The organism is Pseudomonas arsenicoxydans, from assembly GCF_900103875.1.
In the GTDB taxonomy this organism is placed as follows: Bacteria; Pseudomonadota; Gammaproteobacteria; order Pseudomonadales; family Pseudomonadaceae; genus Aquipseudomonas; species Aquipseudomonas arsenicoxydans.
On record NZ_LT629705.1, the window covers coordinates 382,593 to 395,478 of the forward strand.

General features: G+C 61.5%; 14 protein-coding genes. All 14 read left to right on the top strand.

Annotated elements, in window-relative coordinates; genetic code table 11:
* Positions 1-123: 123 nt before the first annotated feature.
* The 14 genes from cbiE to BLQ41_RS01780 all read left to right on the top strand — a co-directional run bounded on the left by cbiE (position 124) and on the right by BLQ41_RS01780 (position 12,838).
* Positions 124-1,335 (top strand): precorrin-6y C5,15-methyltransferase (decarboxylating) subunit CbiE, encoded by a 1,212-nt coding sequence (gene cbiE / locus BLQ41_RS01715; protein WP_090176084.1) that lies wholly within the window; start codon positions 124-126, stop codon positions 1,333-1,335.
* Positions 1,328-2,425 carry a cobalt-precorrin-5B (C(1))-methyltransferase gene (locus BLQ41_RS01720; RefSeq protein WP_090176087.1) on the top strand — a complete coding sequence of 366 codons (1,098 nt, stop codon included), beginning with the start codon at positions 1,328-1,330 and terminating at the stop codon, positions 2,423-2,425. Before cbiE ends, BLQ41_RS01720 begins: the two co-directional genes overlap by 8 nt.
* Positions 2,422-3,147 (top strand): cobalt-precorrin-6A reductase, encoded by a 726-nt coding sequence (locus tag BLQ41_RS01725; protein ID WP_090176090.1) that lies wholly within the window; start codon positions 2,422-2,424, stop codon positions 3,145-3,147. Before BLQ41_RS01720 ends, BLQ41_RS01725 begins: the two co-directional genes overlap by 4 nt.
* A 56-nt stretch (positions 3,148-3,203) precedes the next feature.
* Positions 3,204-3,539 (top strand): type II toxin-antitoxin system RelE/ParE family toxin, encoded by a 336-nt coding sequence (locus tag BLQ41_RS01730; RefSeq protein WP_090176093.1) that lies wholly within the window; start codon positions 3,204-3,206, stop codon positions 3,537-3,539.
* A 4-nt stretch (positions 3,540-3,543) separates the two neighbouring features.
* Entirely contained in the window at positions 3,544-3,867 is a 324-nt protein-coding gene (locus BLQ41_RS01735) for a helix-turn-helix domain-containing transcriptional regulator (RefSeq protein ID WP_090176095.1), read from the top strand.
* A gap of 115 nt (positions 3,868-3,982) precedes the next feature.
* Entirely contained in the window at positions 3,983-4,381 is a 399-nt protein-coding gene (locus tag BLQ41_RS01740; RefSeq protein ID WP_090176098.1) for a DUF2946 domain-containing protein, read from the top strand.
* A gap of 48 nt (positions 4,382-4,429) precedes the next feature.
* Complete coding sequence (locus tag BLQ41_RS01745) at positions 4,430-4,909, top strand: copper chaperone PCu(A)C (RefSeq protein WP_090176100.1); 480 nt, start codon at positions 4,430-4,432, stop codon at positions 4,907-4,909.
* A gap of 20 nt (positions 4,910-4,929) precedes the next feature.
* Positions 4,930-5,385: a DUF2946 domain-containing protein gene (locus BLQ41_RS01750; protein ID WP_090176102.1), complete on the top strand. Its 456-nt coding sequence runs from the start codon at positions 4,930-4,932 to the stop codon at positions 5,383-5,385.
* 84 nt (positions 5,386-5,469) lie between these two features.
* The gene (locus BLQ41_RS01755; protein ID WP_090176105.1) at positions 5,470-7,587 is read left to right on the top strand and encodes a TonB-dependent copper receptor; all 2,118 of its coding nucleotides are present in this window, start codon (positions 5,470-5,472) and stop codon (positions 7,585-7,587) included.
* A gap of 131 nt (positions 7,588-7,718) precedes the next feature.
* Complete coding sequence (locus tag BLQ41_RS01760) at positions 7,719-9,098, top strand: PepSY-associated TM helix domain-containing protein (RefSeq protein ID WP_090176107.1); 1,380 nt, start codon at positions 7,719-7,721, stop codon at positions 9,096-9,098.
* Between the two features lie 212 nt (positions 9,099-9,310).
* Entirely contained in the window at positions 9,311-10,099 is a 789-nt protein-coding gene (locus BLQ41_RS01765) for an ABC transporter ATP-binding protein (RefSeq protein ID WP_090176110.1), read from the top strand.
* Complete coding sequence (locus BLQ41_RS01770) at positions 10,096-11,043, top strand: ABC transporter substrate-binding protein (RefSeq protein ID WP_090176112.1); 948 nt, start codon at positions 10,096-10,098, stop codon at positions 11,041-11,043. The genes BLQ41_RS01765 and BLQ41_RS01770 overlap by 4 nt, the downstream gene beginning before the upstream one ends.
* A complete protein-coding gene (locus BLQ41_RS01775; protein WP_090176115.1) occupies positions 11,040-12,050 on the top strand; it encodes a FecCD family ABC transporter permease in 1,011 nt (336 codons plus the stop codon). The genes BLQ41_RS01770 and BLQ41_RS01775 overlap by 4 nt, the downstream gene beginning before the upstream one ends.
* A 416-nt stretch (positions 12,051-12,466) precedes the next feature.
* Positions 12,467-12,838, top strand: a complete 372-nt coding sequence (locus BLQ41_RS01780) for a DUF6124 family protein (protein ID WP_090176118.1) — start codon at positions 12,467-12,469, stop codon at positions 12,836-12,838.
* Positions 12,839-12,886 lie beyond the last annotated feature (48 nt).

Below are 12,886 nucleotides of genomic sequence, written 5' to 3' on the forward strand. Positions count from 1 at the left end.
GACCGGCTGTGTGGGAAAGGCGCTTCGCGGACGAAGGCGCGGTATTATGCCTGCTTTGTTCGACGGCATGAAAAGCCTGCCCGTCGGAACAGTCCGTTTGAGGACTTTTTTTGAGGACGGCAGATGTCACCGTGGCTGACAGTAGTGGGAATCGGTGAAGACGGCTTCAAGGGCCTGGGCAGAAACGCCCGGCATGCCCTGCTGCGCGCTTCGCGAATCATTGGCGGGCAGCGGCAGCTGGATTTGCTGCCGGTGTGCATTCGCGGTGCGCGGCAGCTGTGGCCCAGCCCATTCTCCCTTGACCCTGTCCTGACGCAGCGCGGGGAACCGGTCTGTGTCTTGGCCAGCGGCGATCCGATGTTCTTCGGTGTCGGCGCCAGCCTCGCCCGGCAACTGCCCAGCGACGAAATGCAGGTCCTTCCCGCACCGTCCTCCTGCTCGCTGGCGGCGGCGCGAATGGGCTGGCCGTTGCAGGACGTCGTGACGCTTTCGGTGGTGGCGCGCCCGGTCGCCGCGCTCAACGCACAGTTGTTCAGCGGTGTACGTTTGCTGGTGCTGAGCAATGACGCGCAGAGTCCGGCCACTGTCGCGGCACTGCTGCGGGAGCGCGGTTTCGGCCCGAGCCGTCTCAGCGTGCTGGAACATCTGGGCGGCGCTGACGAACGCCGTATCGATGGCGTCGCCAATGACTGGAACGATCCATCGGTCGCCGATCTGAACCTGATCGCCATCGAGTGCATCGCCGATCCAGAGACGCCGCGCCTGTCCCGACTGGCCGGCCTGCCCGACTCGGCTTTCCGGCACGACGGTCAATTGACCAAGCGCGACGTGCGCGCCATCACCCTGGCACGCCTCGCACCGGTGCCCGGCGAACTGCTATGGGATGTCGGCGCCGGCAGCGGCTCGATCGGCATCGAATGGATGCGCGCACACCCGACCTGCCGGGCACTGGCCATCGAAGCCGATGAAGGTCGGCAATTATTGATCGAGCACAACCGCGACGCCCTTGGCGTCCCCGGTCTGCAACTGATTCGCGGCAGTGCGCCGCAGGCGTTGGCCGGGCTCGAACGTCCGGATGCGATCTTCATCGGCGGCGGCGTCACCCGCGAGGGCGTGCTCGACACCTGCTGGGCGCAACTCAAACCCGGCGGCCGGCTGATCGCCAACGCGGTCACGCTGCAAAGCGAAGTGACCCTGATGGCCTGGCGTGAACGCCATGGCGGCGAACTGACCCGCATCCACGTCGCCCAGGCCCAGCCGCTGGGGGACTTCGACACGTGGCGTCAGGCGCTGCCGATTACCCTGCTGGATGTGACGAAGCCTTTCGATGCGTGACGAAACCGCCGAGCAACCTGCCCCTCTGCGCAGCGGCCTGACCACCGGCAGCTGCGCCACGGCCACCAGCCTGGCGGCGGCTCGCCTGTTACTGGCCGGGGTGAGCGCTGACGCCGTAGAGATCATTTTGCCCAAGGGCAAGCAGGTGCAGATGCGCCTGGAGTTCTGTCGCCTGATCGATAACGGCGCCGAAGCCGGGACGATCAAGGATGCGGGCGATGACCCCGACGTGACCCACGGCGCGCTGTTGTATTCCCAGGTGCGACTGAGCCCTGAGCCCGGCATTCGATTCAAAGCCGGGCGTGGCGTCGGCACCGTCACCCGACCGGGTCTGGTGCTGGGCGTCGGCGAGCCGGCGATCAACCCGGTGCCGCGCAAGATGATGACCGATCACCTGACGTTGCTGGCTGCAGAACTTGGCTACACCGGCGGTTTCGAGGTCACCGTCAACGTCGAGGACGGCGAAGCGCTTGCGCTGAAGACCATGAACCCGCGGCTGGGGATTCTCGGCGGGCTGTCGATCCTCGGCACCAGCGGCATCGTCCGGCCATTTTCCTGCGCGGCCTACATTGCCTCGATCCATCAAGGCATCGACGTCGCCAAGACCAATGGCTACCTGCACATAGCCGCGTGCACCGGCAACGCCAGCGAAGACACCATGCGCCGGGTCTACGACTTGCCGGAAATCGCCCTGATCGAAATGGGCGACTTTGTCGGCGCCGTCCTCAAGCACCTGCGCAAAGTCCCGGTGGATAAGCTCAGCCTGTGTGGCGGCTTCGGCAAGATCAGCAAATTCGCGGCCGGGCATATGGATTTGCACAGCCGGCATTCGAGCATCGACCTGCCGCAACTGGCCGAATGGGCAGCGCAGATTGGCGCCGACGAGTCCTTGCAGCAAGGAATTCGCGAGGCCAACACCAGCCAGCAAGCCTTGGCGATGGCCAGCGCGGCGGGCATCGCCCTCGGTGATGCGGTGTGCCAACACGCGCTGGAATTTGCCCGCAGCGTGGTGCCGGCGCAGGTCCAGGTTGAAGTCTTTGCCATCGATCGCCAGGGCGGGATTGTCGGCCATGCGGGAGCTTTTCAATGAAGCGCATTTTGTTGCTCGGCGGCGTCACCGAAGCCTTGGCCATCGCCCGCACCCTGGGGCCGCAGCACATCTACAGCCTGGCCGGCGTCGGACGGGTGCCAACGGACTTGACCTGCCAGGTACGCGTCGGCGGTTATGGCGGCGCCGAAGGCCTGGCGCAATTCATTCGCGAGGAAGGGATCGATCTGCTGCTGGACGCGACCCATCCCTACGCCGCACAAATCAGCCAGAACGCCGCGACCGCTGCACAGCTGTCGGGCATTCCTTGCTGGGCATTACGACGTCCCGCCTGGCAGCCACAGGTCGGCGATGACTGGCGAGACGTCCGCGATTGGCCCGAGCTGATTGAAGCCTTGAAACCCTTCCATCGACCGCTGTTCACCCTCGGCCGCGAACCGTTGCAGCACCTGCACGAAATCCCCCCGGAGCAATTCTGGACCTTGCGCGCCCTGGACGTTTACCCCGCCAACGAACGCTGCGAAGTCATCGGCGCACGCGGACCGTTTCTGATCGATGACGAACGCGAGCTGTTTGAACGCCGGCAGATTGATGTGCTGATCAGCAAGAACAGCGGCAGCACCGCGACCGAGCCAAAACTGGAAGTGGCGCGGGAACGCGGGGTGCCGGTGATTGTGTTGCAGCGGCCGGTGTTGCCGGGGGTGGATCGGGAGCTTCTGACGCTTGAAGAAACACTTGTTGAATTGGCGACCTTGGATCAGTAAGGCAGGATCATCGGCTTGCATGAACAGTAACCTATTTGTTACCTTCAGGGCCGCCTGTGATCACACTCGAAGAATACTTGCAGGAAAACGAAACAAGCCCTTTTGGACGCTGGTTTTCCACCTTAAATGTGCAAGCAGCATTTAAGGTGTCTACTGCGCTAGTCCGTCTGGAGCGGGGCAATACGTCCAACATTAAATGGTTTGAAGGTCTCGGTGAATACCGAATAAATTGGGGCCCAGGCTACAGAATCTATCTCGTTCAAGAGGGCAGACGCCTGATAATCCTTTTTGGGGGAGGCGATAAGTCCACCCAAAAGGCCGACATCAAACACTCAAAAACACTGATAGCTGAATATCGAGCCCGTAAAAAAGCTGAACGAACCCGGAGATAAAGTCATGGCGCTCACCCGAAGCTACAAACACACCATCGCCGAGCGTGCCCAGCGTGACCCCGAGTTCGCTCAGGCATTGTTGGATGAGGCTGCTACTCTGTTTCTTAATGGTGAACCTGAAATGGCCAGGATCATTTTGCGCGACTTGGTCAACGCCACCGTAGGTTTCGAAGAACTGGCGAAAGAAACAGCAAAACCTAGCAAAAGTCTCCATCGAATGCTGTCCGCCAAAGGCAACCCAAGCATGGATAACCTGGCTGCGATATTCGCAGTAATTCGCGCTACGCTTGGAGTAGATATGGAAGTACATGCTGTACGTGCGCACTGATGGCTTAGAAACAGCGGTTTCACTGCGACACCACACCGCACGCCGCTTTTTTACTTATCGGCCCTGATCAGGCTAAATAGCCGCGCCTGATCTCCCACCCAACGGATTGTCTTCCATGTCCCGACAACGGCTTGCAATTGCCTGGATCGCCTGCTTCGCAGTGCTGTTCAACATGCTCGCCATGCCGATGACAGGAGCCATGGCGCAGTCGGCGAAATCACCCGCCGAGCAATTGTTGTGGGGCAGTTTCTGTACGTCCAGCGGCACCAAGATGGTGGCGATTTCCCTTGGCGACATCGAACAGAAAGCGCCGCAAAACGACGATCATTCCAACATGCAGCATTGCTGGTGTTGTTCAGGTTCTGCGCCGTTAGTGGCGTTGCCGGGGCACGTGCCACAGCTGTATTACACGCGTTTCGAGGCCAATCGAAGCCTGCCCGCCGCCTCGCTCGACACACCGACCCCGCGCCAGCAATGGCCGAGCCTCAACCCCCGCGCTTCCCCTCTAGGGTGATTTCGTCTCGCAATTGACCTGCGTTTTGAATCGTTCTGGAGAACTGCCATGTTGAACAAACTCATCGTTCTGACCGCGTTGCTGCTGCCTGCCTGCTTTGCCAATGCCCATGAATACACAGCGGGGGAATTGCAGATCGCGCACCCGTGGTCGCAAGAATTGCCACCCAATGCCCCGACCGTAGCGGCGTACTTCGTGATCGACAACAAAGGCAAAACGGCTGACCGCCTGCTGAGCGTCGATTCGCCGATTGCAGGCGAAGCCCAGCTGCATGAGCACGTCATGCAAAACGACCTGATGAAAATGCAGCAGGTGCCAAGCGTCGACATTCCTGCCGGTGGCACCGTCATGTTTGCGCCGATGGCCTATCACGTGATGCTGGTGAACCTCAAAGATCGCAGCCTGCTGAGCGATGGCAAGCGGTTCCCGCTGACGATGCATTTCGAAAAAGCCGGGGACGTGACGGTCGACGTCGCGGTGCAGAAAAAGCCGCCAGAAGAGATGCAGATGCACGCTCACGCCCAGTAATCGACTGAGCAGAAAACGCCATGCGCCCGTCTAGCGCCAGGCGATCCACACACCGTCGTCAGTCTCCGGGATTGACGCGCGGCAGCTGGATCAGCCTGTTCGCCATGTTGATGATCTTTATCGGCCCGCTGATTTCCCAGTCGATGCCGATGGATCAACGCGCGTCCTCGATGACCATGAGCATGTCGATGGACATGAGCATGAGCATGGACATGTCGGCGATGGAACACGCCGACCATGGCGCGCAACCCGCCGCCGAGCACTGCCCTCCCACCGCCACGCATCACGCGCTCTGGGAAAAATGTGGCTATTGCAGCCTGCTGTTCAATTGCCCGGCGCTGACCGGTGGCCAGTCCTTCGTTGCATTCGATACGCCATCAGCCTCCACCTTCACCACACCTTCCCCTCGCCTGGGCCACGCCCGGCAAACCTTCTTCCCCGGCGCTCGCACCCGCGCCCCGCCGATCGTCGCGTAAACACCCACCACTGATTGCACACGGTTTCGAAGACAGCTTCAGGCTGCCGGCCGTGTCGTTTACGACTGTTCGATGGAAATTGTCATGTCCAGGTTTTCTGCTGACACACGCTTGAGCCCTGCCCAAGCTTCTTTTGCCCCGAACGAATCGAGTATTCGTTTCAGGCACGCCACCGCCTTCCTTTGCGGTGCCCTGCTGACGCCGATGGTGCAGGCCGATGAACACGCGAGCCACAGTGAAGAACTGAGCCCGACGGTGATCACCGCCATTGCGCCGAGTTCGCCACTGACCATCGTCACCAACCCCAAGGACCCGCGCCAACCGGTGCCGGCCAGCGACGGTGGCGACTACCTGAAAACCATCCCCGGCTTTGCCCTGGTGCGCAACGGCGGCACCAACGGCGATCCGGTGCTGCGCGGCATGTTCGGCTCACGACTGAACATCCTCACCAATGGCGGCCAGTTGCTCGGGGCCTGCCCTGGCCGGATGGACGCGCCGACCTCCTACATCTCCCCGGAAACCTACGACAAACTCACCGTCATCAAGGGCCCGCAAACCGTGCTCTGGGGACCTGGCGCATCAGCCGGGACCATCCTCTTCGACCGGGAACCGGAAAGCTTCGGTGAACTCGGCACCCGGGTGAACGCCAGCGTATTGGCTGGTTCCAACGGCCGCTTTGACAAACTGGTGGACGCCGCTGCCGGCGGGCCGCTCGGTTACGTGCGCGTGATCGGCAACACCGCGCACGCCGACGACTACAGGGACGGCAACAACGACACCGTGCCGTCACGCTATGAGAAGTGGAACGGTGATGTCGCGCTCGGCTGGACGCCCGACGCCGACACCCTGCTGGAACTGACCGCCGGCAAGGGTGACGGCGAAGCGCGTTACGCCGGGCGCGGTATGGACGGCTCGCAATTCAAGCGCGAGAGCCTCGGATTGCGCTTCGAGAAGTCGAACATCGGTGACGTGCTGGACAAGGTCGAAGCGCAGATCTACTACAACTACGCCGACCATGTGATGGACAACTACACCCTGCGCACGCCGTCCGGCACCGGGATGATGAGCGGCCCGATGGCGTCCAACGTCGACCGCCGCACCCTCGGCGCGCGGATCAAGGCCACCTGGCGCTGGGCCGATGTGCAGTTGATCAGCGGCCTCGACGCGCAGACCAGCGAGCATCGTCAACGCAGCGCCATGGGCATCGACGTCTACAAGGACCTGCCCTACACCGAGGATGCCGATTTCCATAACTACGGCGTATTCAGCGAACTGACTTGGTATGCCGCCGAGCGTGATCGACTGATCGGCGGCGCGCGCCTGGACCGCGCCTCAGCCAAGGATTATCGGCAGACCACGGGCTCGGGGATGATGACCCGCCCCAACCCGACTGCCGACGAAACCCGCGCCGACACGCTGCCAAGCGGTTTCGTGCGTTATGAACACGACCTGGCCGACAGCCCCACCACGCTGTACGCAGGCCTCGGTCACACCCAACGTTTCCCGGATTACTGGGAGCTGTTTTCACCCAAATCCGGCCCAGCAGGATCGGTGAATGCCTTCGATTCGATCAAGCCGGAAAAGACCACCCAGCTCGACTTCGGCCTGCAATACAAGACTGCAGACCTCGAAGCCTGGGCCTCGGGCTACGTCGGGCAAGTACGCGATTACATCCTGTTCAACTACACCCCGACGCCAATGGGCACCACCTCGCAAGCCGAAAGCATCAACGCTCGAATCATGGGCGGTGAACTCGGCGCGGCTTACCAACTGACCTCCAACTGGAAGACTGACGCAACGCTGGCCTACGCCTGGGGCAAGAACAGCAGCGACGGCAACCCGTTGCCGCAAATGCCGCCGCTGGATGCACGTTTCGGCCTGACCTACAGCGAAGACAACTGGAGCGCCGGGGCCTTGTGGCGCGTGGTCGCGGCACAAAACCGCATCGACCAGAACAAGGGCAACGTGGTGGGCAAGGACTTCGACAAAACCCCGGGATTCGGCGTGTTCTCGCTCAACGGTGCGTACCGGATCGACAAGAACTGGAGGGTCAGCACGGGCGTCGACAACCTCTTCGGCAAGGCCTACGCCGAGCACTTGAACCTGGCCGGCAATGCCGGTTTTGGCTACCCGGCCAATGACCCGCAGGCCATCAAGGAACCGGGGCGAACGCTCTGGACCAAGGTGGACATGAGCTTCTAACAACAAAAGTCAAAAGATCGCCGCCGACGCCACCGCCCCCATTCGAACACGTACACCCTGTAGGAGCTGTCGAGTGAAACGAGGCTGCGATCTTTTACCAAACGACTGATTCGCCAAGCGGAGCACAACCGATGAAACAGCCCAAAGTGAATTTCTACAACCTGGCCTGGCGCTGGCATTTCTATGCCGGTCTGTTCGTCGCGCCATTCATGGTGATGCTGGCCCTGACCGGTGTCATTTACCTGTTCAAGCCGCAACTCGATCCACTGATGTACAGCAGCTTGATGAACGTTCCTGCCGGGCATCACAGCGTCTCGGCCGACGAGTTGCTCAAGCGGGTCAAAGAGGCCTATCCACAGGCCACGATCAAACAGTACCTGCCGCCGGTCAACGCCGAGCGCAGCGCGCAATTTGTCGTGCTCAATGACGGCAGCGAACTCAATGTGTTCGTCGATCCGTACCACGGCGACATCCTCGGCGAACAAGATGCGAAGAAAAACCTGCAAGCCGTTGCACGGGCGATTCACGGCGAATTGATGATCGGTACGGTCGGTGATCGACTGGTCGAACTGGCCGCTGGCTGGGCCGTGGTGCTGGTGGTTTCCGGGGTGTTCCTGTGGTGGCCGCGCGGGCAAGCCGCCGGCATTTTGTGGCCACGATTGAGCCGTCGCGGTCGCATGCTGTGGCGCGATCTGCATGCCGTCACCGGGTTCTGGGGCGCCGCGTTTTTGCTGGTAATGCTGCTCAGCGGCATGACCTGGACCGGGTTCTGGGGCAAGCAATACGCTGGCGTGTGGAACGTGTTCCCGGACGCGATGTGGAATGACATGCCCAAGTCCGATGTCGAGGCCCGCAGCCTGAATACCGCCACGCGCCAGACCGTGCCCTGGGCCATGGAAAACACGCCGATGCCGATGTCCGGCGACCACGCCGAACACATGGCCCACGGCGCTGCGCCAGCCGGTCCTGCGGCACCGACCATCAGCCTGCAAGACGTGCAGGACATCGCCGTGCAACGCAAGGTCGAGCCCGGCTACAGCATCACATTGCCGACCACGGCAACCGGCGTGTTCACCATTGCGGTGTTCGCCGACGACCCACGCAACGACGCCACGCTGCATGTCGATCAGTACACCGGCAATGTCCTCGCCGATGTGCGCTGGGAACATTACGGCAGCGTCGCCCGCGCCACGGAAACCGGAGTGATGTTGCACGAAGGCAAGATGTTCGGTGTGTTCAACCAGATCATCGTGCTGCTGATCTGCCTGATGATTTTGCTCAGTGCGGTCAGCGGTGTGGTGATCTGGTGGAAGCGTCGGCCACAGGGGAAATTCGGAGTGCCTCCGCTGCGCCACGACCTGCCAAAATGGAAAACCGCCATGGTGATCATGTTTGCATTGGCGGTGATATTTCCGCTGGTGGGTGCCTCTTTGGTGGTGGTCTGGGTATTGGATCGCGTGCTGTTGTCGCGCTTCACCCGGCAAACTGAATCGGCCTCATCTTCATCGTGAAACCAGCGAGATGCGCGGATTAGAGAGGCCTGTAGACTTTCCGCGCTTATCTCACGGTCATGATCGTTCCCACGCTCTGCGTGGGAATGCAGCCCGGGACGCTCTGCGTCCCAAAGCGGACGCCGAGCGTCCATTGAGGCATTCCCACGCGGGAGCGTGGGAACGATCCCCAAACCGGCATCAGCCATCACCCAATATCCCAGAGCAAACGCATGACCTCGCTGAACCTCACGAACCTCGCCTGGACACCTCTGGGTCATGGTCACTGTCATCACCAGTTCCAGCTGCGTGATGCCTCGTTGCACGTGGCCGCCGGGGAGTTCGTCGGGTTGATCGGCCCCAACGGCAGCGGCAAGACCAGCCTGCTTCGTTGCGCTTATCGCTTCAGCAAACCCGAGAGCGGCGCGGTCCTGCTCGATCATCAGAACGTCTGGAAGCAATCCTCACGCTGGTGTGCACAACGCATCGCCGTGGTCTTGCAGGAGTTCCCCGACGCCTTCGGCCTGAGCGTCTTCGACGTGGTCGCCATGGGCCGCACGCCGCACAAAGGTCTGTTCGATGGTGACACCCTCGAAGACCGCCATCTGGTGACCCAGGCGCTGGAATCCGTCGGCCTCCAAGGCTTCGATGATCACGCCTTTTCCACCCTCTCCGGCGGTGAAAAGCAACGGGTGATCCTCGCTCGCGCCCTGGCCCAGCAACCGCAACTACTGATCCTCGACGAGCCCACCAATCACCTCGATCCGCGCTTTCAGATCGAACTGTTGCAACGGGTCAAACGCTTGAAGATCGGCACCCTGGCCAGCATCCACGACCTCAATCTTGCCGCCGCTTTCTGTGATCGACTCTACGTCATCAATCACGGTCGCATCGTCGTCAGCGGCACGCCCAGGGAAGTGCTGACCGCCCCGCTGTTGCGCGACGTCTTCGGCGTACAAGCGCTGATCGATGAACACCCCTTGCACGGCTACCCACGAATCACCTGGATAACCCAACCATGAGTTTGCGTTCCCTGCTTTGCCTCGCCCTGTTGCTGGGCAGTGCCCAGGCATTTGCCGAGGCCACGAAATACCCGCTGACGATCCACAGCTGCAACCGCGAAGTGACCTTCAAACACGCGCCGAAACACGCGCTCAGCCACGACATCAACATGACCCAGATGATGCTCGCCCTCGGCCTCAAACCGAGCATGGCCGGCTACAGCGGCGTGACGGGCTGGAAATCGGTGACGCCCGAGATGCAGACCATCCTCGACGGTTTGCCGGAGCTCGCGGCGAAGTACCCGTCGGTGGAAACCCTGCTCGATGCCAACGTCGATTTCTTCTTCGCCGGATGGGATTACGGCATGCGCGTGGGCGGCGACCTCACGCCACAGACCTTGCAGCCGCTGGGCATCAACGTCTATGAGTTGACCGAGTCCTGTGCCTTCGTGATGAAGCGCCCGGCCGCCACGCTGGAAGACACCTACAACGACCTGCGCAACCTCGGCAAGATCTTCGACGTGCAGGACCGCGCCAACGCCTTGATCGCGCAAATGCAGGCGCAAGTCGACGAGGTACGCAAGGACCTGCCAGCGGACAAGCCCCGCGTCTTTCTTTACGACAGCGGCGAAGATCGCGCCATGACCTCCGGCCGCCTCGGCATGCCGCAAGCCCTGATCGATGCGGCGGGAGGTCGCAATATTCTGGATGACGTCGAGTCGAGCTGGACCCGGGTCAATTGGGAGAACGTGGTCGAGCGCAACCCGCAGGTGATCGTGATCGTCGACTACGGCGAAGTCACCGCTGAACAGAAGGAGCAATTCCTGCTGAACAACAAGGCGCTGCAATCGGTGGACGCCATCAAGAACCAGCGCTTCATCGTGATTCCCTATGTGCAGGCCACGCCGGGCATCGACAACGTGCTGGCGGTTGAAACCCTGGCCAAGGGATTCCACGGCGAATGATCAATCGTCGCTACGCCTTGTTGTTGATAGTCCTCGGCGCGCTGTTACTGGTGTCGTGCGTGGTCTCGCTGGGCTTCGGTCCGGCGCGGGTGCCGGTGGATGTGGTGTGGCGGATCCTGCTGCAAAAAGTGCTCGGCGTCGGTGAGGTGAACTGGACCGCCGGGCAAGAGCACATCGTGTGGCTGATCCGCGTACCGCGCATGTTGCTCGGTGCGCTGGTGGGCGCCGGGCTGGCGCTGATCGGCGCGGTGCTGCAGGCGGTGACGCGTAATCCCCTGGCCGATCCGCACCTGCTCGGGGTCACTTCCGGTGCGACCCTCGGCGCGGTGATCGTGGTGCTGCATGTCGGTGAAATCGTTGGCCTGCTGACCTTGCCGATTGCGGCGTTTATCGGCGCGTTGGCGAGCATGCTGATCGTGCTGATAATCGCCAACCGCAACGGTCGGCTGGACAGTGATCGGCTGCTGCTGTGCGGCGTGGCGGTGTCCTTCGTGATGATGGCGATCGCCAACCTGCTGCTGTTTCTCGGCGATCACAGGGCGAGTTCGGCGGTGATGTTCTGGATGCTTGGTGGACTTGGATTGGCGCGCTGGGAACTGCTCGCCGTGCCCGCCGTCAGCGTATTGCTCGGGCTTGTGTTGTTGCTCGGCATGGCCCGGCCGTTGAATGCGTTGATGGCCGGTGAACAGACCGCCGTCACCCTCGGGCTGAATGCTCGCACCGTGCGGCTGCGGGTGTTTTTGATTGCTTCATTGATGACCGGCGTGCTGGTGTCGATCAGCGGGTCCATCGGCTTTGTCGGGCTGATGGTGCCGCACATTGCGCGGCGGTTGGTCGGGGCGGAGCATCGGCGCTTGCTGCCGGTGTGCGTGTTGATCGGCAGCATTTTCCTCGTCTGGGTCGACGTCGCCGCCCGCACCCTGATCGCCCCCGAAGACCTGCCCATCGGCGTCGCCACTGCAGCCATCGGTGGGCTGTTTTTCATTGGCCTGATGCGGCGGCGCTGATCCCGTCAGCACATTCAGAATTACTTTGCCTGATGTACCGCTATCGCGAGCAGGCTCACTCCTACAGGGGGGTGGTGATTCTGGGGTTGTTTATGTGTGTTTATTTGAATGCAAAAAGACCGGACGTTTCCCACGACTTTTTCAGGTTGTTCGTCGGACGTGGGCTGTCTAGTCTGGGGCTGTCACTGCACATCAGTGATCGGGTGTGAGAACCCGGCAGCCCCTGTTAATCCAACATCAGTACCACCATAATTGCCGTCGGCTTATCCGCTGCCTGCAATGCTCAATGGCGGCTGTGTGCGGGCGGACTTCGGTCCGGCCGGGTTCGGGGTTACCGGTTTCTCACTCCGCACATAGCTGCCACCCTTCTATCGTGTGAGAACGATAGGTGGTGGCCCCAATTGAGATAACCCCAAATGTGCAAAAAAATAGTTCCAGATCCACCCATCGACACCACCACGCCCGAACCCGAAACATCACACGACGACAACCTGCTCCGAGACCGCGAAACCATCAACCGCGCCCTCGACTATTACCTCGATCCCGCGACCCGCTACGCGGAAAAACCCCGCCGCCCCAGCACCATGTTCATGATCGCCCCCGACAACGACACCGAAAGCCTGCTGGTCCATGCCTATGAGTCCCTGGCCTCCGCCAGCGTGATGGCCAGCGATTTCGCCAGCGACCTGATCGGCCCGCAACGCCATAAGGCGCTGGCGATCCAGCAGATCATCATGCTCGCCGAGCTGGCCGTGAACCGTGCAGTGGACAACGTCGTCCCCACCTGAATACACCGCAAAAAAATGTGGGAGTGAGCCTGCTCGCGATGGCGGCAG

What these genes read in the sequence shown, in the direction of transcription:
- cbiE (WP_090176084.1), top strand. Translation starts at nt 124, where the DNA reads ATGTCACCGTGGCTGACAGTAGTGGGAATCGGTGAAGACGGCTTCAAG.
- BLQ41_RS01720 (WP_090176087.1), top strand. Translation starts at nt 1,328, where the DNA reads ATGCGTGACGAAACCGCCGAGCAACCTGCCCCTCTGCGCAGCGGCCTG.
- BLQ41_RS01725 (WP_090176090.1), top strand. Translation starts at nt 2,422, where the DNA reads ATGAAGCGCATTTTGTTGCTCGGCGGCGTCACCGAAGCCTTGGCCATC.
- BLQ41_RS01735 (WP_090176095.1), top strand. Translation starts at nt 3,544, where the DNA reads ATGGCGCTCACCCGAAGCTACAAACACACCATCGCCGAGCGTGCCCAG.
- BLQ41_RS01740 (WP_090176098.1), top strand. Translation starts at nt 3,983, where the DNA reads ATGTCCCGACAACGGCTTGCAATTGCCTGGATCGCCTGCTTCGCAGTG.
- BLQ41_RS01745 (WP_090176100.1), top strand. Translation starts at nt 4,430, where the DNA reads ATGTTGAACAAACTCATCGTTCTGACCGCGTTGCTGCTGCCTGCCTGC.
- BLQ41_RS01750 (WP_090176102.1), top strand. Translation starts at nt 4,930, where the DNA reads ATGCGCCCGTCTAGCGCCAGGCGATCCACACACCGTCGTCAGTCTCCG.
- BLQ41_RS01755 (WP_090176105.1), top strand. Translation starts at nt 5,470, where the DNA reads ATGTCCAGGTTTTCTGCTGACACACGCTTGAGCCCTGCCCAAGCTTCT.
- BLQ41_RS01760 (WP_090176107.1), top strand. Translation starts at nt 7,719, where the DNA reads ATGAAACAGCCCAAAGTGAATTTCTACAACCTGGCCTGGCGCTGGCAT.
- BLQ41_RS01765 (WP_090176110.1), top strand. Translation starts at nt 9,311, where the DNA reads ATGACCTCGCTGAACCTCACGAACCTCGCCTGGACACCTCTGGGTCAT.
- BLQ41_RS01770 (WP_090176112.1), top strand. Translation starts at nt 10,096, where the DNA reads ATGAGTTTGCGTTCCCTGCTTTGCCTCGCCCTGTTGCTGGGCAGTGCC.
- BLQ41_RS01775 (WP_090176115.1), top strand. Translation starts at nt 11,040, where the DNA reads ATGATCAATCGTCGCTACGCCTTGTTGTTGATAGTCCTCGGCGCGCTG.
- BLQ41_RS01780 (WP_090176118.1), top strand. Translation starts at nt 12,467, where the DNA reads ATGTGCAAAAAAATAGTTCCAGATCCACCCATCGACACCACCACGCCC.